Source organism: Microcoleus sp. Pol12B3, assembly GCF_036701355.1.
Lineage (GTDB): Bacteria > Cyanobacteriota > Cyanobacteriia > Cyanobacteriales > Microcoleaceae > Microcoleus.
Genome location: NZ_JAUBQS010000008.1, coordinates 99,459 through 117,674 on the forward strand (window position 1 = coordinate 99,459; position 18,216 = coordinate 117,674).

At 47.2% G+C, this 18,216-nt stretch carries 16 protein-coding genes; 4 read left to right on the forward strand and 12 right to left on the reverse strand.

Annotation, left to right across the window (positions count from 1 at the left end):
* Positions 1–456: 456 nt before the first annotated feature.
* Both QUA53_RS06225 and QUA53_RS06230 read right to left on the reverse strand, forming a co-directional pair.
* Positions 457–1,245 carry an SDR family oxidoreductase gene (locus QUA53_RS06225; protein ID WP_333095683.1) on the reverse strand — a complete coding sequence of 263 codons (789 nt, stop codon included), beginning with the start codon at positions 1,243–1,245 and terminating at the stop codon, positions 457–459.
* A gap of 180 nt (positions 1,246–1,425) precedes the next feature.
* Positions 1,426–2,331 (reverse strand): nuclear transport factor 2 family protein, encoded by a 906-nt coding sequence (locus QUA53_RS06230; RefSeq protein ID WP_333095684.1) that lies wholly within the window; start codon positions 2,329–2,331, stop codon positions 1,426–1,428.
* Between the two features lie 221 nt (positions 2,332–2,552).
* On the opposite strand from QUA53_RS06230, the gene murG reads away from it, so the two are divergent.
* The gene (gene murG, locus QUA53_RS06235) at positions 2,553–3,617 is read left to right on the forward strand and encodes an undecaprenyldiphospho-muramoylpentapeptide beta-N-acetylglucosaminyltransferase (RefSeq protein ID WP_333095686.1); all 1,065 of its coding nucleotides are present in this window, start codon (positions 2,553–2,555) and stop codon (positions 3,615–3,617) included.
* A 60-nt stretch (positions 3,618–3,677) separates the two neighbouring features.
* On the opposite strand, the gene ureG is transcribed toward murG, so the two are convergent.
* The 5 genes from ureG to QUA53_RS06260 all read right to left on the reverse strand — a co-directional run bounded on the left by ureG (position 3,678) and on the right by QUA53_RS06260 (position 7,069).
* On the reverse strand, positions 3,678–4,277 hold the full coding sequence (gene ureG, locus QUA53_RS06240) for an urease accessory protein UreG (RefSeq protein WP_333095687.1): 600 nt from the start codon (positions 4,275–4,277) through the stop codon (positions 3,678–3,680).
* A gap of 37 nt (positions 4,278–4,314) precedes the next feature.
* Positions 4,315–5,028, reverse strand: coding sequence for an urease accessory protein UreF (locus QUA53_RS06245; RefSeq protein ID WP_333095688.1), 714 nt, complete (start codon positions 5,026–5,028; stop codon positions 4,315–4,317).
* Positions 5,029–5,137: 109 nt separating this feature from the next.
* The gene (gene ureE / locus QUA53_RS06250) at positions 5,138–5,575 is read right to left on the reverse strand and encodes an urease accessory protein UreE (RefSeq protein ID WP_333075619.1); all 438 of its coding nucleotides are present in this window, start codon (positions 5,573–5,575) and stop codon (positions 5,138–5,140) included.
* A gap of 444 nt (positions 5,576–6,019) precedes the next feature.
* A complete protein-coding gene (locus QUA53_RS06255; RefSeq protein WP_333095689.1) occupies positions 6,020–6,511 on the reverse strand; it encodes a DUF4168 domain-containing protein in 492 nt (163 codons plus the stop codon).
* 282 nt (positions 6,512–6,793) lie between these two features.
* Positions 6,794–7,069, reverse strand: a complete 276-nt coding sequence (locus QUA53_RS06260; protein ID WP_333095690.1) for a hypothetical protein — start codon at positions 7,067–7,069, stop codon at positions 6,794–6,796.
* Positions 7,070–7,400: 331 nt separating this feature from the next.
* Here QUA53_RS06260 and QUA53_RS06265 point away from each other — a divergent pair, with 331 nt between their 5' ends.
* On the forward strand, positions 7,401–7,826 hold the full coding sequence (locus QUA53_RS06265; RefSeq protein WP_333095691.1) for a DoxX family protein: 426 nt from the start codon (positions 7,401–7,403) through the stop codon (positions 7,824–7,826).
* A complete protein-coding gene (locus QUA53_RS06270) occupies positions 7,823–8,338 on the forward strand; it encodes a DUF4385 domain-containing protein (RefSeq protein WP_333095692.1) in 516 nt (171 codons plus the stop codon). The genes QUA53_RS06265 and QUA53_RS06270 overlap by 4 nt, the downstream gene beginning before the upstream one ends.
* A 101-nt stretch (positions 8,339–8,439) precedes the next feature.
* On the opposite strand, the gene QUA53_RS06275 is transcribed toward QUA53_RS06270, so the two are convergent.
* The 5 genes from QUA53_RS06275 to QUA53_RS06295 form a co-directional block, all read right to left on the reverse strand.
* Complete coding sequence (locus QUA53_RS06275; protein WP_333248745.1) at positions 8,440–8,955, reverse strand: RecX family transcriptional regulator; 516 nt, start codon at positions 8,953–8,955, stop codon at positions 8,440–8,442.
* A gap of 42 nt (positions 8,956–8,997) precedes the next feature.
* Complete coding sequence (locus QUA53_RS06280) at positions 8,998–9,408, reverse strand: AbrB family transcriptional regulator (RefSeq protein ID WP_172184952.1); 411 nt, start codon at positions 9,406–9,408, stop codon at positions 8,998–9,000.
* Between the two features lie 1,447 nt (positions 9,409–10,855).
* Positions 10,856–11,008: a hypothetical protein gene (locus QUA53_RS06285; RefSeq protein ID WP_333095696.1), complete on the reverse strand. Its 153-nt coding sequence runs from the start codon at positions 11,006–11,008 to the stop codon at positions 10,856–10,858.
* A gap of 18 nt (positions 11,009–11,026) precedes the next feature.
* The gene (locus QUA53_RS06290; RefSeq protein ID WP_333095698.1) at positions 11,027–12,727 is read right to left on the reverse strand and encodes a CHAT domain-containing protein; all 1,701 of its coding nucleotides are present in this window, start codon (positions 12,725–12,727) and stop codon (positions 11,027–11,029) included.
* A 4-nt stretch (positions 12,728–12,731) separates the two neighbouring features.
* The gene (locus QUA53_RS06295; protein WP_333095699.1) at positions 12,732–12,986 is read right to left on the reverse strand and encodes a hypothetical protein; all 255 of its coding nucleotides are present in this window, start codon (positions 12,984–12,986) and stop codon (positions 12,732–12,734) included.
* A 1,418-nt stretch (positions 12,987–14,404) separates the two neighbouring features.
* Here QUA53_RS06295 and QUA53_RS06300 point away from each other — a divergent pair.
* Positions 14,405–18,216: cadherin-like domain-containing protein (locus tag QUA53_RS06300; RefSeq protein WP_333248748.1), on the forward strand; the 3,812-nt coding region annotated here is incomplete at its 3' end.

Below are 18,216 nucleotides of genomic sequence, written 5' to 3' on the forward strand. Positions count from 1 at the left end.
TTAGTCTCCGCTTCGAGGTGCACCTGTTCCGGACAGTTTGCGAAAATTTACGAAAATTCGTGGTTTAGGGTGCGATCGCCAAAAAAAACCCCCAAACCAAAATTGGTGGGGAGTTAATTAATCAGGGTGCATCTACCAATTAAGCTTCCTGAGAATTCGAGCGCCATCCGGACAACCTCAAACTTTTTCAGCATCACCGTCTATACCGCAAAAAAAAACCCCAAACCAAAATTGGTCGGGAGTTATTTAATCAGGGTGCATCTACTAATTTAGTCTCCCGTCTCACAGCACCTCTTTCAGGACACTTTGGCAGAATGTGGGATAATTTTTGGCTCAGCGTGCGATCGGGCAAAAAAAACCCGGCCAAAATTGGTCGGGAGTTAATTAATCAGGGTGCATCTACCAATTAAGTTTCCTGAGAATTCGATCGCAATCCGGACACTTACCACTAAAAAGTCAAAACTCTTTTCGGTGAACCAGAGTTGCACTAGCTTGGTCTGTCGGAACTAGCAAGACTTCGCTAATATTGACGTGGGGCGATCGCGTCGCGCAAAAATACACCACATCCGCTACATCGTCAGCAGTCAGCGGTGTTAATCCTTGATAGACATTTTTGGCTTTTTCTGCATCGCCGTGAAACCGGACATTGCTAAATTCTGTTTCCACCAAACCAGGCTCTATTTCCGTCACGCGCACGGGTGTTCCCAAAAGGTCTTGTTTCAACCCTTCGGAAATAGCTCTCACTGCTGCTTTGGAAGCACAATAAACATTACCTTTGGGATAAGCTTGCCGACCTGCTATTGAGCCTATATTCACTACGTGGCCGAGGCCTCTGCTTACCATTCCCGGCACGATCGCGCGAGTCATGTAAAGCAAGCCTTTAACATTGGTATCAATCATTTCTTCCCAATCTTGGAAGTTGCCTTCGTGCAGTTTGTCTAAACCACGGCTCAATCCCGCATTGTTAATCAGAATATCGATGCTTTTCCAGGCATCGGGAAGCTCAGTTATCGCAGATTCCACTTGCAGGCGATCGCGCACGTCCAATTCGAGCAAATAAATCTCGTTCGCCGATGCGATGGATTTTGTTTCTACAAGTTCGTTTGCCAGTCGATCGAGCTTTTCAAGGCGGCGGGCTGCTAAAATTAGTTTTGCTCCTCCTTTGGCGAATATCTTGGCACAGGCTGCTCCGATACCGCTACTCGCACCTGTAATGAAAACAATTTGGTTTTGGATAGCAATCATTTTTAATAATCAGAAGGAAGAGGGAAGAGGAAAAATTTTTTAGTTGGTATAAGATTAAGTCTGGTCAATTAACCATCATTATTGTAGAGGCAGGTTTAACTTGTTCTCTCATTGGTGTTAGAGATTTTACTTAAACCGCCACTACAGAAATTACCCAAATAACCCATAACACCTATTTTATTATTTGACAACTCGCAATCGAACACTAACTGTTGCAATTCCGCCTTGTCGCATCAAAACTGCTGAAACCCACCGATTTTCGGGAGTGGCCGGAGCTTTACCTACTTTAAAAATTCCCCCGGAATTTAGCAACTCCAGCTCGACTTCTGAGGGATTAAAAAAGGTTTTGTCGCTAATGGGTTCCTCCAAAACAGTCCCTATTAAAATATCATCGCCGATCGGCTCTCGCACAATGGCATCAAAATGGTACTCTTCGCCCACCTTAACTTGATCCGGAAAATTCACTTGAATGGTAGGAGGATTTTGCCCCGAACTAAGCTGAGTTTGTTCTGCTAAAATCTCTTGACTAACTATTTTTTCACCTTCAAAGCGCTGCTGGGAACGGATGGTAGATTTGAGAATTAATTCTCTGCCATCCTTTTTTTGAGTGCCGGCAATTGTAGTTATGGTTTCTGCGAGAATAGCGCTACCTTCGGTTTTCCAAGATTTGATCTCGGTGCGGTAATTTAAACTCGGATATCGATTCCAGAGTTGGGTGAGGGCTTTTTCCATGCTTTGGCGGTTTAAGCCGTCAGAATGAGTGAAATTCGGGCTGTAAAATGCCATGACTGCTTTGACATCGCGCCGGTTGGCCGCTGCGTCAATTTCTGTTAGCACTTTTGTGAGTGGGGCAGGCGCATTTGCAGGGGTTTGGGCGATCGTTCGGGGAGTCGCCGCGATCGCACCGATCGCTCTTGCCGCACTAGGATGCAGCACGCCAGCACTTACCACTGTTAAACATAAAAACATTGGAGCGATCGACTGCCTGCAGTTAAAGCCAAAAACGATCGCGCGATCGGTTTTTTTGTCCCGACGGCTGGAAAAATACTGAGATGCACTTGGCACTAAATTCAAAAAATTACGCATTAGATGATAATTTGGTTATTTGTCAGGGGTCGTAGCTTGAGCAAATGTTCGCCTGCAACGAAAACTGACAACGGAAGGAGGGACACGGCACAATCTAATTTTAGATGGCTGATTCAAAATTGGCTGAAACTGCCGGAATAATAAGCATAATAATCTAAAACCCCAAATATAAAATTGATCGACCTGTGGAACTTGTACTTGTAAAAAAAGAAACAAATACCTTGACAAAAGCCCCCCTCCGGTTGTTGGTTGCAGCTAGCGGCACTGGCGGACATTTATTTCCCGCGATCGCCACCGCTGGGCAGTTGAGCGACTGTCAGATCGAATGGCTAGGAGTCCCAGACCGCATGGAAACCCAGTTAGTTTCATCCCTTTACCCCCTCCACACGATCGCCGTCGAAGGCTTTCAGCAGGGATTTGGGCTCGGTACACTGCGAATTTTGGGCGGACTCGCCGGCTCGATCCTTCAGGTGCGGAAGTTGCTCAAAGCGGGAAATTTTCAGGGAGTCTTTACTACCGGAGGTTACATCGCAGCACCGGCAATTCTAGCGGCCCGTTCTTTGGGTTTGCCGGTAATTCTCCACGAATCTAATGCAATTCCCGGGAAGGTGACGCGCTGGTTTAGTCCTTTGTGCACTGCTGTGGCGATCGGATTTGAAGCAGCAGCCCAGCATTTACCCCGCGCGAAAACCGTGGTTGCTGGTACACCGGTGCGATCGCAATTCCTGACTCGCCAACCTCTAAATTTGCCAATTCCTGACAGCGTACCTGTAATTTTAGTCATGGGCGGCTCTCAAGGTGCTGTCGCAGTAAATAAATTAGTGCGGGAGTGCGCTCCGGCTTGGTTTGATGCCGGTGCTTGGGTGGTTCACCTCACCGGAAATAATGACCCGGATGCTGAAAGTTTGAAACACGAGCAATATTTGTCAATGCCATTTTACGACAATGTAGCGAGTTTGTTGCAGCGAGCGAATTTAGCAATTAGTCGATCGGGGGCGAGTGCTCTGACAGAATTAGCAGTGACGGGCGTACCTTCTATTTTAATTCCTTTTCCTCACGCGGCTGACGACCACCAAAGATTTAATGCGGAAGTATTTGCTAAAGCCGGCGCCGCCGTGGTATTCCGTCAAAGCGAACTGACAGCAGATGTCTTGCAAAGCAAAGTGTTGTATTTGTTAAGAGATTCCGAATATTTGGCAAAAATGTCTCAAGCAGCTTCTGAATTAGCAGTGAGAGACAGTACAGAACGTTTGGCTAATTTGGTCAAAGAATTGGTGGTGAGGTGATATTTTTTAGGAGTTTTAACCGCAGATGAAGGCTGATGAAGGCTGATGAAGGCTGATGTTTTACACGACGATATGCGAATGGATGAAATTAACTACTGATTCTAATCCTTCTTTGGTCTTCAGGTTAGTAAAAACAAAAGGTTTATCGCCTCGCATTTTTTTAGCGTCCCGTTCCATCACGCCCAAATCTGCTCCTACATAAGGGGCGAGGTCTGTTTTATTAATTACCAACATATCAGATTTAGTAATTCCTGGCCCGCCTTTGCGCGGAATTTTATCGCCTGCAGCGACATCGATTACGTAAATTGTTAAATCTACTAACTCCGGGCTAAAAGTGGCAGCTAAGTTATCGCCGCCGCTTTCGACAAATACTAAATCTAAATCAGTGAATTTTTGTTCTAACTCTTCTATCGCTACTAAGTTAATAGAAGCATCTTCGCGGATGGCTGTGTGGGGACAGCCTCCCGTTTCTACGCCCAAAATTCGATCGCTCTCCAAAGCTTGACTCCGAACCAAAAACTGGGCATCTTCCTGAGTATATATATCATTAGTAACAACCGCAATCTGGTATTGCTGTCGCAGCGCTTTGCACAAAGCATCCAGTAAAGCTGTTTTCCCGGAACCAACTGGCCCAGCAATTCCTACACGAAAAGCACCCATAGCGATTTTAGATTTTAGATTTTAGATTTTCTGATTTTTAACTGCGAAACAACCGAGTGTACTGAGTTTCGTGCGCCATGCTAGCCAGTCCTAATCCCCAACTGCAACTGCCAAGGTCATCATCTTCTAATTTTAAAACTTCTTGCGCCGTACAGCTAATTTGAGACTGCAAATCTAACAGTAACTGTTGACCGGCTGTTTGACCGAGGGGAATCAGTTTCACGCCCGCACTCGCCAAATTTGCAGCCCAACTGTAGAAATATCCTAACACGGCGGCTTCTTCTTCTATCTGCCAGTTGGCGGCGGCAATGCCAAAGCCGATCGCAAAATTGCACTGATTGCTGCCAGATTCCACGAATTCTTTTACAATTGTTGTTAACCCAGAAGCAACTGGCGATTCCCTGCGGGATAGCTTCGCTTCACGCAAATCCAGCAGCAACCTGACCAAAGTCCGTCCCATTTGCCAACTTTGCAAGCGCAACTCTTCTGTTTCTTTAGTAGCAGTCGCCCAAGCATTCCAGTAATTCAAAGCCGTCAAATCGCGTATCTTTGCCGCCCTCAAAGCCCTTACCGCCACAGCGGCTTCTACTCGAACAGCCCCGAATTGGAGCGAATTTTCTAACCAATTTCTCAAAGTAATCTCGCTGTCGATCGCACCGGTTTCTACCAGACTTTCGATTCCCTCAGAATAACTATAAGCTCCCACAGGTGCAAAAGCTAGCTGTAACAAACATAAAAGTTGATTGTTCACTGTTGACTGTTGACTGTTGACTGTTGACTTCTTCCTTCTTGAATTACCCAAACTAATTTGGTTATAAGCCCTCGGATTGCAGGGTGGGAGTAAATCTAAAATCTAAAATCTAATGGCTGTGCCCGTAAGCGCCAATTTCTGGCTGAAACGGCACAATTTCCTCTGTTACTTCCAAACCCATTTTTTCCAGCATTCCCTGCAATACAGAGTCGGGAGAAAGCCTTAAATAATTATCGGCAATTTCTAAAGCTACGTGACGGTTTCCTAAATGATAAGCCGCCCGCATCAGTAGCAGCGGACTTGATGCGCGGGCTGTCAGCACCAGTTCGGGTTTTGCACTTACCAGTACCAAACAGCTACCGTCTTCCGACTGCAATAAATCTCGATCGCGCAGTACCGTACCTCTGGGCAAACTCAGGTGCAGCCTTTCACCCGTTTCCGTCTCGAATCGGTGGCGGCTGCGAGTGCGATCGTCCGATGTCATTTGTAAAGTAAAGCTGACAATAGCATCGGGATTTGCAGGCAAATGTTTTGTGAATGTTAGCATTTTTATATTCTATTCCTCAGAGCAATTCACTTGACCTCTAGTTTTTGAAGAATTTTTGAGGAATATGTTTTTTATAGCCGAAGGAATAAGGAAGACTGAAGTTCCAATTTTCAGCTCATGTTTGAGAAATTAAAAAAGTCTTAATCGTGTTGACGATCGGAATATCTCATTCCAATTTACAGCAAGTTGAAAAATATTCATCTCTCTGGCCGCTCCCGTTCTGGCTGTATTACCAAATTTATGTTATTTTGTCAAGCACTTAATCACAGACGATCGCTTTTTTTTCAAAAAATTTTGCCTACCGTCTAGGAACTCGAACAATTTAAATCTCCAATATTATATTGTTGGGGGGAGGTAGCGGTTAGGTATCATGCCTGCCCTGAACAAGCTTTTATGGAGAAGTCTAATAGAACGGGAGAGGAAGAAAGACTCAAACCCTCAAGCTTATTGATTGCCAGCTTGTTGCAGTCGCAGGAGCTCGGCTTGAATTCGCTGTTTGACTGCCGGATTCGCTTGCTGGAGCAAAGTGAGCTGGTTGAAGCGACTAACTGTCAAACCATTGGTTTCGATAACTTTTTTAGCTTGTTGGCAGTAATTCACCGCGATGCCGCGAACACTTCCAGACAACCTATTAATTTCCTGCTTTTCGTTGCACACTACTCTGGGAACCGATCCCCCAGCCATTCCTTTAATTTCGTTAAAAGCTTCCACCCGTCTGGGTTCTATTGCCAACACAGCGCGAGCGTAGCTAGTAATTTCCTCGCTGCTAATCTCTTGAGCTTGGGCTGCAGCTCCGAAAACGAGGTTTGGGGATTGTGCGTACAAACCGGGCGCCCATCCGCTAGCTAAAGCTGCTGCAGAAAAGATGCCAAGCAACAGCGATTGTCGCAGCATCCGGTTGATGCCAAATTTAGAGGTGTTTATTGAGGTGTTCATGGTCGTCGGTGATTGATTGCGTGTAAATAAAAATGACACAGCGCTGGGAGGCTCAATCTTTTTGAATAATCTGGTTGCTAAAAAGTTCCTGCCATTGGTGACTATTTTGAATTCCACCAGGATGGTTGGGGAGTTGCTACGAGGATCGACTTTTTAGCAAATTCAATAATTTCATTCATTATAATATCTGTCGGAAGTTGACAAAATTCAAACTTTAGATAGTAAGTTTAATTACATAGCGTTCCTCAATAGCCTCTTCCAAGAATTCTCAAAGCGCAAATATTAAATAATTATAAAAGTTATTGACAAATTACTCGCCTTAATTAGTCTCATCAAGGTACGCGCTAGCAAAGGTATCTTCCCACAGGGGTTCCCCTTCCCAGTAGGGGTTCCCGTAGGGTAGGGAAGCGCCTGGAAGGCTAGGTCAAATTTAGCAGCAATCGCACTCATCAATTTGGGCGAAGATTTATTTAATCTTAAGCGGTGGTGGATTTGTCGATCGAGAAAATCTCCGGCTGGTTTGGCTGCTGACGGAGCCAGAGGCGGAACAAAAATCATGTTTTACTACCCGAAGATAGAGACTGCAGCAGGGAACTAGACATTAAAATCTTGTTATCAAAATGCGCGCTATCTGTTTTTGGCAGTCAACGGGCATACCTTCGATTCCACTTCTGGCTTCCTCCAGTTTGGGGCTGTGAAAATTTGTCTGAGACTTATCCAGAAACCTGGTTTTTCTACCCAATAAAATCGTTACAGCCACCAGCAAGAGTAGACAAACACGCAAAGCTGGAATTTTTGGCTCTCAGTTTTATGGCCCTCTCGATCGCAGATAGCGAATTTTGGCAAGCATTATCGCAGCAATTTAACAATTATTAATTACCGATTACCCATGAAAAGTCAAAAAGAAATTTGGCGAGTTATTCTCGCAGTAGCTATCAGTATTGTAGGCGTGCTGCACTTTGCAGTACCCGCACCTTTTATACGAATCGTGCCACCCCAGCTTCCTTACCCAGAAGCCTTAGTTTATATCAGCGGTTTTTTCGAGATTTTGGGCGGCATTGGGCTGTTAGTTCCTCCTGTCAGCAGGGCAGCGGCATGGGGATTAATTGCCTTGTTTATTGCCGTGTTTCCAGCTAATATCAATCAAGCCGTCAACAACATTCCCATAGAAGGGATTCCCCACAACCAATTACTGTATTGGTTCAGGCTGCCTTTTCAAGCTGTCCTCATTGCTTGGGCCTGGGTTTATACCAAACCAGACGAAGGTCAACCCCGGGCTTCTATAGTTCCAGATAGAACAGAAAATGCCCGATGAAGCAGTTCGACTACTCTTTGGATTTTAAGAACATCGACTTTCGACAGCACCCGGAACTTTATCGCGTAGGGAAAGGAGAACAGGGAGTGCTGTTGGTGGAACCCTACAAAGGAGAAATTCTGCCTTTCTGGAGATTTAAGACTCCTGAAATTGCCAGGGAATCCAGCAGCAAAATTTACTCCTTGTTTTTAGAGTATCTCGATCGCGAGGATTTTGTGGGAGCAGACATGGCCCGCAAGTTCTTACAGATGGGGTATACTCGATCGCGTCGCTACGCCAACCACAAAAGCGGTCGAAAATACCAGCAAAACCCTCAGAAGCTGAAGTCTGCTGCAGAGCAAACCGCCGCTCGAAAAGATATTTTGCCCCTACAAGCAGATCCGGTGAAAGCAGAATCCGCCGCCATTTTTCAAGAAAAATGGATGCTGGCTAAAATCAACGAGAAATATCTCGAGCTTTTAGTCAGACACCGGCAGATGTACGAATCTTATTTAGTCAACGCTGAGGATTGACATACATTTACAAAAACTCAGAACTTACACTTTAGCCCCATCGGCAGCAGTGTAGTTGTGCTTGCCTATCTGGGTCCCACCTCTTGGCGTGGCCCTACTATTTACTCGTCATCTTCTTCTGTTTGCCACTGTCGCCAAATTTCAAAGGCATTAAAGCCCCTGTATTGCAGGTAATTCAAGACTTTGCCCTTGGTTTTCGGATCTGCTTTACCCCAAGTATCGATCTTGTATTTCCGCATTACTTTGGCTTTTAATTCGGCCCGTTTTTCTGCTTCGGAGTCGTGATTTTCGGCAATTTCTTCTTCCCAGACTTGCTCGAACAAATCGTTGGTAATTCCTTTTTGCAGGCACTTGCGCTTGATGGCAGACTTCCCGTATTTGCCTGCTGCAGAGGCGATCGAGTTTGCCACCAAGCGAGTGTCGGACTGATAGCCGCGGTCTTGAATTTGCGCGATCGCCTCCAATATTTCCTCATTGCCAAAACCTTTCTCTTGCCCCTTTTTGCGAAGTTCAGAGGCACTGTAGTCTTTGCGGGACAAGAGAAAATAGAAATAGTCAAGACAGCTCATCAGTTCAATCGAAGGGTGGCGCGCAAATACTCGTGTAGCGAATGCCAAATCCAGTCGCCTTGCTATCGGCTGACTGCATCACGATCGCCTCTATTCTTCTGTATCCTCCTCTTCATCATCCACATCCACATCCGGTCTGTCCACATCGATCTGAATCAAGCGAATATGCTTATATCCGAGCTTAATTTCAAACTCGTCTCCCGGCTTTAATCCCATTTCTTGGGTATAATTTGCCCCGATCACGATCGAACCATTCTTGTGAACGCTAGCTCGATAACTCGCTTCTCGCCCGCGTCCGTCTGCTTTCGACTTCTCTAGCTCAATGCCCTTAGCAGCTAACACTGCATCGTAAAACTCAGCCAGATTAATCCGGGTTTCTCCACTTTTGCTGACAGTGAAGTAGCCACAAAGCTTTGCAAGTTCTCTGCGTGGCAAATCACTGCCTTTGATTTTTTGAAGCAGACCTTTTCCTGTTAAGGGTGCTGTAGCTGTTTCTGCCATTGACCGTACCTCGCTTATTGGACTTTACTTATATCAATTACAACACATTAGATTAACTTTGTTTCACTGTCAATACTAAGAATTCTCAATATTTAAGATTCTGGATAAATTTCTGCAGCCTCAAGACCGGGGGTGCAAGTAAGGATGCTCGAAGGGCGATCAATTTGCTGCTTGCGGCCCAAATCCTTGCGTAAGCCTCAGAGCGATCGCGCGGGGAATTATTGTCGCAAATTAAATGCTTTACTTTTTTACAGTAAAGTCTGTTCCCTGCATTCACCAATCCCCGATCGAGTCTGTGGTCAAGGTAAAAACAAGACAGCCATGAATCGAAATACCTAGAGCGCGGCCGCTGCAAATCTGGCGAAAGCATTTACCTGCCGGGGTTAACTTTTACCTCAACAAGGGGAGGCAGCACTTGTTCTCGATGCCGCTGCCAGCTACTTGCAAAACCAGTTTACAAAAAGAATCCAACTGTAGGAAAGCTCCAAACCCTTATGGAATAAGTCATTCCCAATTCTTCAATCTAAAATCTAAAATCTAAAATCTAAAATGGTATAAACCCTACTTTTTGGGCTGGAAATCCCCTCAAAACCCCAAATACCAACGAGCAATCTTCTATTAAGGTGTTGGGCATATAACTTCCACAGAAAGCAGTCTAGGGAAGGCAATCCGGTAAAAATTGAAGGAAATTTCACATCTTCGTTGAACGGGTTTAACCTAAAATCAGACTCAATGGGCACGGCAGAAACATCGGTCAGCCACTAAGAGGGGAATAGTTTTGATCTGGCGAGATTGCTTCGCGACTCTTAACACTTCGCCACGAATCAGTAGATATGTAGGGGGAAGTCGGGAAAATCTTCCTCCTCCGGCCCCAAGCCAGAGAATTTGAGGTTATTTCCACAGGGGAATTGAAAAAGAGCGAGTTAAATGGACAACTGCTTAAATGTTTGATGCACTACAAATTAGCAGCGGTTCCCGACATGGACTTTCGATGGAAATGTATTGGTTTCCACTCGTGGGCTGTAAACTGCCAGAATCTCAAAATTTATCCACCAACTGGAGGGGCGCGTCAAACTCACAGCCGCTTCCATAATTAATTATTGTGAAATATACCAACCGCACTGACGGTGAGGACGTTCTTAATTGTTGCAACTATGGCTTTTATTGTCTTGTGCCGAATGACGAATGCTCCTGCTGCCGAATCAGCCCGCCCAAAAACGCATACAAGCCGCCGACTCCTGTCGTAGAGACATCTAAATTTTAGACTCTTGTTCAAGCTTGCAGATTCATCTGTGGAGTAAATCTAAAATCTCAACTGTTTCGACTCCGGACTCAAGCCGAAGTCGAAAATCTACAATCGACTGACGAATTATATCAAACAGTCCCGGAGTTCCTCTCTCGACGAGAAACCCGGTTTGTTCCTAGATGCGCTTGGTTGCGCTGCTGCTTATTTTCGGTAAAAACCGACTTGATGAAGGTAAGTCCGAGATTCGATCGAGCAACATACTTTCGATCGCTTTTCCACCGACAGCCGATCGCGAATGGTCAGCAAAAACCTCACCCAGTTTGGAGCTAGGCCAAAAGGGTCTAAATTCGGCATTGCAGTGGGCGATCGCTTTTAGTGGCGTTGTTGCAAATAATTTTGCGACAGGGGAGTCCGTACCGCCGGCAGTAACTCTTCAGGTTTCGTGCCTCGCTGGTGCGAGTACCGCCATCCAAAAAAGCCAGCACTCAAAGCAACGGGCAACAAGCAAAGCATTAGGCCCACAGATTTTTTCAACCCCGGTTTTTTTAACGGTTTTTGAGTCGGTGCAGCGGCGCGAGTTGCTTGGATCGCCGAACACTCAGAATTAGGAATAGAGCACTCCGAAGCCGTCGGTGAGTTCGGTGAATTAGTAGCATCGGCTCGATCGTTCTGGTGAACCCAATCCCTGCGATCTTTTAATTGGTCAGGAAAATATTCCCAGACTTCGCCGTCTGAACTCTCTGACTCATGCGATCGATTGGCTGGCATTGGCGGGTATTGGGCGATCGCCGAGAGTGAAGGTGGCGCATTCCATTCTGTACCCGCCAGAGCCGGCTGCGTTCCCGACGCGATTATTTGCATCCGAGACCCGGATGTCGCGCTGTGGGTTGGGCCACCGATCAAATAGCCGTCAAAGTCCGGGTGCTGGTAGAGAATGGGCAAAGCCCAGTATAGCTGGTGAGAACCGTAGGCCGAAATTAGCCCTGCTCTGGCCCGGCTCAGGCTCAGATCGACTGGATAGCCTTGATTGAGGTTGCGGTAAAACAACCGCGTCAGAGTTAGCGCTACATCGTCGGGGATGCTTTCTGCCATTGCTAGCACCGCCGGAATGCCCCGCTTCACTAGAGCTTCGGTTAAGTTCCGTTCCGGGCTGTCGTCCGCGAGGTCTGAGGGGTCGCCGTAGGCGCCTCGGCAGGAGTTGAACACGGCCATCTGAATACCGTTGTTAACGAGCAATCCAGCTAAGTCGTCGCCACTCAAGGTTTCGGTTAAGCCGGTCCGGCTGCTGACTAGGTAGAGTTCCCCACCTCTGGAACCTAAGTTGCTGTGGCCTGCGTAGTGCAGGACTTGGTAGTGTCCTTGTTCTAGGGCTTGGGTAAGTTGTTCTCGATCGGGCTGTTCGAGAATAGTCAGTTGAATTTCCGGAGAATGCGGGCTGTTTTTGAGAGGATTAGCGCTGCGGTTTTGGAGTTCTTGTTGCAGGTGGAGCACTTCTCGCTTGAGCTGCAAGCTGTCTCGATCGCTCGGAGAGGCGATCGCCATTAAAATTTTTAGTGGCCCGCTACTAGGCACTATCCGGGTTTGTTTGAACAAACTTGTACCTGGTTGGTAGCGAGAAAACACGACATCGGTGCCGGTTGCCAAAGGGCGATCGCCGGCGTGCAGAACTTCCCACGGCAGTCGTGGCAAGCGCCGGCCTTTGAGTCCGAGTCGCAGTTGCAGCACTTCTCGGCGGTGCTGGGCGATGCCTTGAGCGCAAGTCCAGCTATCGCGCAAGTTTCCTTGAAACAGCCCGCTGTATAATTGTTGCCCCAGGGCTACTAAATTCGGCGCTGAGTTGTTTCCCGAACGGGAGAGGCCGCGACCAGCAAAATTGGTTCCCTGTACTGCTTTTCCCTGGAGCAAGCCCACCAGCGGGTCGTTCATCAGTTGAGCAGATAGTGCAAGCCATTCGTCGATCGGCCAGCGGACTTGTTGTTCGGCTAAGGGTACACCGGGTGCAACCCTTTCTGTCCTGACTAGATATTCGTCGTCCCCAACAGGGGTGACTGAGAGTTGAAATTCCTGGCTCACCGATTTAGCGCCCTCCCGCCTTAATTCTGAATTTGCCTGCGTTTTTGCGGCTAGCAATAGCGATCGGCAAAATAATTTTTACTCTTCCAATCAAAGTTTCTGAATGCGCTTCCCCCGATCGGGCGATCGCTGGGGTGATATATATTTGTTCAAACACTTTGAGGATATAAAAGTTGTACTTTAATAACAGTTTATTAGTTTTGATTGCCCTGTGGCTCGGTGAAAGCCGAATTTTCTCCAATCTTGCTATCTTTAACATTTTGCACCTCTACCGCAGACCCCTTTAGATTCGCCGTGAACTTGAGTTTCTCATTGCTGAGTAAAGTAAAATTGGAGGCACTTTACCAGGCGGATCTCTAGTTCTTATTAAAATTACTTCGGGTCTCGCCAACCGGTTTCAGGGCAATATCGCAGGGAAAGTTGAGTATTTTATTTTTTTTGGCGATCGGTCGATCTCTCTTTACCGCTTATCCTCTACCACCAGCCCCCCATGTGTAATCTTGATTTTGTGTCAATTAATTAATTGGTCAGCCCTGGGTTCTCATCCGTAAGCCCTCCGCCCTCATCCTTAAGACCTCAGTGGCGATCGGTAATCGATAGTGGACCATCGATAATTGCTAATAACTGATTGCTAATTTACCGCTTTTATGATATAGAAAAGTTTTAATTTAACTCTCTTAATTTAGTTAAAGTTAAGCAGCAAAAATAAACGTAAGCAGCCAAGAACTCTCAACAATACAACGGCAATTAAATTATTCCGGTACTCTCAAGCAAGCATCATTTTTGGCACCTACAGGATTAAGCCTCATCAGGCCGGTTCCTCGGAGAATTATTCGATATGGTAGCGAAGCCTCTACGAAGCAACCGGGTTTGGCAGCCTCGCCGTGGGTCATTCCCGCTGAAAATGCCGATCGAGCTTGCAACTATCACCAAAAACGCATCATTCGCATATACTACTTTTTACTATATTTTGCAATATGTCTTTAGATAGATATATTTTAGCAGAACTCTTAGTATTGAGCTGAAAAAAAAATTTTTCTCAGTTCGCGAGATTTCCTCGAATCGAGAGAAAATTGTGCAACTAAAAATTAGAACAAATATTTGCCCTGCCTAATTATCTAAATTTCTAATTACTCATCGGGAACTAAAATTAGAAACGTGCAGTCGTTTAGTCAAGAGATTCAAATCCTAAGTCAGGGAAGGATTTGTTAAAGCTGGGAGTGTTACAAAACTTCAATACACCCAGCCGAGATCGGAAAAAAAGCAAGGGTAAAATTTGGGGGATACAAGTTTTGGGTAGTTATTTAGGAGTTGTCAGTTGCGAGTTTAAATTCAGCTAATTTACTGTAGAAATTACGTAGAAAATCTACAATCAGGGGCCCTTCGGCGCAGCTTACTGTAGAAATTACCGAGAACATCTTAAATTCTCGAAGTTTCGGCGTAGCCTTTACAGTGTAGGTTGCGGATCAATTAATTTTGGTACGCAATTGCAGAATATAAAACTCGCAACAGAGCGAAAAAAAACCTTGCCGTTTAAGTGGCATCTATAAGAGTAAAGATGAGGAAACCAGCTCCTCTAGCAGGCGAAAGCATGAAGTTAAAAAAAATCTTCTGCTGCCTCCTGTTTGCTGATAAATTGATTCTAAGAAGCTTACCATTTTTGGGGAAATATCCACAATGGAACCAGACGTAACAACGTTGTTAGAAGAAGGACAGGGAACACTTTTTCCCGCTCAAAATGAAACACAAAATCCTGTGGGGGATTTAGGCAAAAACAGCCCTCCAAATTCCGCTCCGGACTTAGCCAAGTTAATTCAGGTAGCGCTCACCGAAAACACCGCCGACATTAACGCCTTATTTCCGGATCAGTCTAACGGTGCATCCAAAACAGGTGCTACGGATAACAGCTCAATAGCTCAATTTAACGACATACCCGAAGAAGGTGCGGGCAAGGATGATGGCAACGGCATCGATCGCCGCCGAACCGTCATCGGCAGCGATGACGATGACGAAATTGTCGCCACGGAGAATACCGAGGAGATATTCGGCAAGAAAGGCAAGGACAAAATCAAAGCAAACCGTGGCAAAAAATATAAAATCTACGGCGGTAAAGATGACGATGATTGTGAGGGCGGCGATGACGACGATGAAATAAAGGGCGATCGGGATAAAGACAACGTTAAGGGCGGCAAAGGCAACGACAAGCTTAACGGCGGTAAAGATAACGATACCGTGATGGGCGGTACCGGCAACGACACCTGCGAAGGCGATGACGGCGATGACTGGGTCCACGGCAACGAAGGAGATGATAAGGTTGACGGCGGCGCCGGCAACGATACCGTCTATGGCGGCAAAGGCAACGACGATTGCGGGGGCGGCGAAGGCAACGATGCCGTCAGGGGCGACACAGGCAAGGACAACGTTAGCGGGGGCGACGGCAACGATACCGTTAACGGTGGCAAAGATAACGATACCGTGATCGGCGGTGCCGGCAGCGACAACTGTGCAGGCGACGACGGCGACGACAGCGTTAGCGGCGGCATCGGCGACGATACCGTACTCGGCGGTGGCGGCAGCGACAACTGTGCAGGCGACGACGGCGACGACAGCGTTAGCGGCGGCATCGGCGACGATACCGTACTCGGCGGTGGCGGCAGCGACAACTGTGCAGGCGACGACGGCGACGACAGCGTTAGCGGCGGCGACGGCGACGATACCGTGCTCGGCGGTGGCGGCGACGATACCCTCGTGACTGGCGACGGCAATGACATGGCAGACGGTGGCGAGGGCGACGACAGCGTTAGCGGCGGCGGCAACGGCAACGATACGCTGATGGGCGGCAACGGCAACGATACGCTGATGGGCGGTACTGGCAACCATACCTGTGTCGGCGGTGCTGGAAATGACGTTTATGTCGTGAGTAACAGTACCTCTGGGGCAAGTGCAGTCATCACTGACTTCGAGGACGGCAGCGACAAGTTTCTGCTGTTTGGGGACTTGAACTTTAGCAGCTTGACCTTTATACAAGTCGGTGGCAATACCGAAATTCGGGTCAATAACTTCGCGCTGGCGCTATTGTTGAATGTCAACGCAACGCTGATCACGGCTGCCGACTTTTTGGGAGTTAATCCTCAAACTCAAACTCCAACTCCAACTCCAACTCCAACTCCAACTCCGAACCCGATTTCTAACCCTCCGCGAGTGGAAGCTAATCAGCCCTTGACTGCTGGTTCCAGCGGCGGCGAGCGAACTATTACTTCTGAGTTGTTGCGGTTTGTCGATGACGAGCAAGGTCCTAGCAACACAGTCTTCAAGCTAACCGAGCTGCCCGATGCTACAACCGGCCAACTATTCTTTAAGGGAGTCGCCGTAACACAAGTCGGTTTTACCTTCACTCAAGCAGACATTAACGCAGGCTCGTTAAGTTTCAAAGCGGCAGTAGGTTTTATCGGTGCGCTTAGTTTTGGTTTTGAAGTTAGCAACGGCAAAAGATCTCTCACCGGCCAGCGTTTTAGCTTGAACGTCGAGCGAAATGTCTTTAAGTTTGCTGGCACTACAGAAGGTCAAGTTATTGTCGGTTCTGGGACGCTCGATAACGACATCGAAGGCAGCGACGGTGACGATGACATTACAGCCGGCAAAGGCAAAGACAAAATCATCGGTGGCAAAGGCAAGGACAAAATTAAAGCAGGCGATGGCGATAACGATATCGACAGCGGCGATGACGATGACGATATCGAAGTCGGTAAAGGCAAAAACAAAATCAAAGCAGGCAAAGGCAACGACAAAGTTAAAGCCGGCGATGATGATGATGATATCGACGGCGGCGATGACAATGACGATATCGACGGTGGTAAAGGCAAAAACACACTAAAAGGAGGCTTGGGCAAGGACAAAGTTAAAGGCGGCGATGATGATGACGATATCGATGGCGGCGATGACGATGACTCGATCGACGGTGGCCTCGGCATAGACAAAATCATCGGCGGTAGTGGCAATGACACATTAATCGGAAATGAGGGCGATGACTCGATCGAAGGCGGTCTAGGAACCAATAATCTGAGTGGGGGTAATGGGAAAGATACCTTTATTTACCTCACTTCCCGCCAAGAGATTCAAACAGTTGTAGAAGCTGACTTTATTACTGACTTTAATGTCGATGACGATGTTTTACAGCTTTCTACGGCAGCTTTTGGTAATCTCAGCGTTTCTAGCTTGACCCGACTGGAGATTACTGCTACTTCTACTGTGGGGTCGATCGGCAGCGCTAACTTGCTCGATTTCAGCCTGGATACCACTGTTAACAGCATCGCGTCTTTGCAAGCGCGGTTTAGAGCTTTGGGTGGCAACCCAGACGCGCCTACTTTCTGTCAGTTTATAGATGCCGAGACCGGCCGTGCTGTACTGGTATTTGCTGTTGGGGCGCGCTTTGAAATTGTGACCAGTTTCTCAGTCAACATTCGCCTGCAAGTTAGTAACTTTGTCTTCATCGGCGAGCCACTAAATGTTCCTGTCGGTACTGCCGGCCCTGACAATTTCGATTTCGGCACTTATCCGGCTGCTGTTAAGTTCGATGGTTTAGCAGGCGATGACAAGATTGTCGGCAGCAATTTTAACGATACCATCCTCGGCGGCGACGGCAACGATACCATCACCGGCGGCCTTGGTTTGGATGTCATAAGCGGCGGCAGTGGTGCGGATCTGTTTGTTTACAGGACAACTAAAGAAGGCGGCGATAAAATTTCCGACTTTACTGTTGGGGTAGACAAATTCGAGTTTAGCGCCAGCGCTTTCGGTAATTTGACTACGACTAACTTTGACGCTGTAAGTGGTTCAAATCCTGACATTACTGGCAAAGAGTTAGTGATTTTCACAGGCGGCAGTTATGCCTCTTTAGAAGCTGCACAAGCTAAAGCCGTAGGCAATTCTACAACTGCTGGTTTCTTCGCCTTTACGAATGCGTCGAACGAAACAGTGTTGTATTTTGACTCGAACGGTACCGCAGCCGGTGGTTCTACCTTGATTGCGAATCTGGGTACTGCTGCTAGCAATCTGGGAACGGCGGACTTTGTATTTACAGGTACCATCGCCTCTTCTCCGACTGGTACTACTACCAACTCGGGCAGTGTTGCCGATTTAACTGCTGCTGGGAACACTTTCCCCATCGCCTTTAACAATTTCGGTTCAGGTGCTGGCGGTTACAACTTCACCACTCCTGTCTTGTTTACCGGAAATGCTGATGCTAACAGCGTCACTGGTACTGAGTTTGCTGACATCTTCAGCGGCGGCAGCGGTGCAGATATTCTGACTGGCGGTGCTGGTGCGGATCTGTTTGTTTACAAAGCAGCAGGCGAAGGCGGTGATACGATTACTGACTTTACCTCTGGAACTGACAAATTCGAGTTCAGCGCGAGCGCTTTCGGTAATTTGACTACGACTAACTTTGACGCTGTAAGTGGTTCAAATCCTGACATTACTGGCAAAGAGTT

What these genes read in the sequence shown, in the direction of transcription:
- QUA53_RS06225 (WP_333095683.1), bottom strand. Translation starts at nt 1,245, where the DNA reads ATGATTGCTATCCAAAACCAAATTGTTTTCATTACAGGTGCGAGTAGC.
- QUA53_RS06230 (WP_333095684.1), bottom strand. Translation starts at nt 2,331, where the DNA reads ATGCGTAATTTTTTGAATTTAGTGCCAAGTGCATCTCAGTATTTTTCC.
- ureG (WP_333095687.1), bottom strand. Translation starts at nt 4,277, where the DNA reads ATGGGTGCTTTTCGTGTAGGAATTGCTGGGCCAGTTGGTTCCGGGAAA.
- ureE (WP_333075619.1), bottom strand. Translation starts at nt 5,575, where the DNA reads ATGCTAACATTCACAAAACATTTGCCTGCAAATCCCGATGCTATTGTC.
- QUA53_RS06255 (WP_333095689.1), bottom strand. Translation starts at nt 6,511, where the DNA reads ATGAACACCTCAATAAACACCTCTAAATTTGGCATCAACCGGATGCTG.
- QUA53_RS06260 (WP_333095690.1), bottom strand. Translation starts at nt 7,069, where the DNA reads ATGATTTTTGTTCCGCCTCTGGCTCCGTCAGCAGCCAAACCAGCCGGA.
- QUA53_RS06265 (WP_333095691.1), top strand. Translation starts at nt 7,401, where the DNA reads ATGAAAAGTCAAAAAGAAATTTGGCGAGTTATTCTCGCAGTAGCTATC.
- QUA53_RS06270 (WP_333095692.1), top strand. Translation starts at nt 7,823, where the DNA reads ATGAAGCAGTTCGACTACTCTTTGGATTTTAAGAACATCGACTTTCGA.
- QUA53_RS06280 (WP_172184952.1), bottom strand. Translation starts at nt 9,408, where the DNA reads ATGGCAGAAACAGCTACAGCACCCTTAACAGGAAAAGGTCTGCTTCAA.
- QUA53_RS06285 (WP_333095696.1), bottom strand. Translation starts at nt 11,008, where the DNA reads ATGCCGAATTTAGACCCTTTTGGCCTAGCTCCAAACTGGGTGAGGTTT.
- QUA53_RS06295 (WP_333095699.1), bottom strand. Translation starts at nt 12,986, where the DNA reads ATGTTAAAGATAGCAAGATTGGAGAAAATTCGGCTTTCACCGAGCCAC.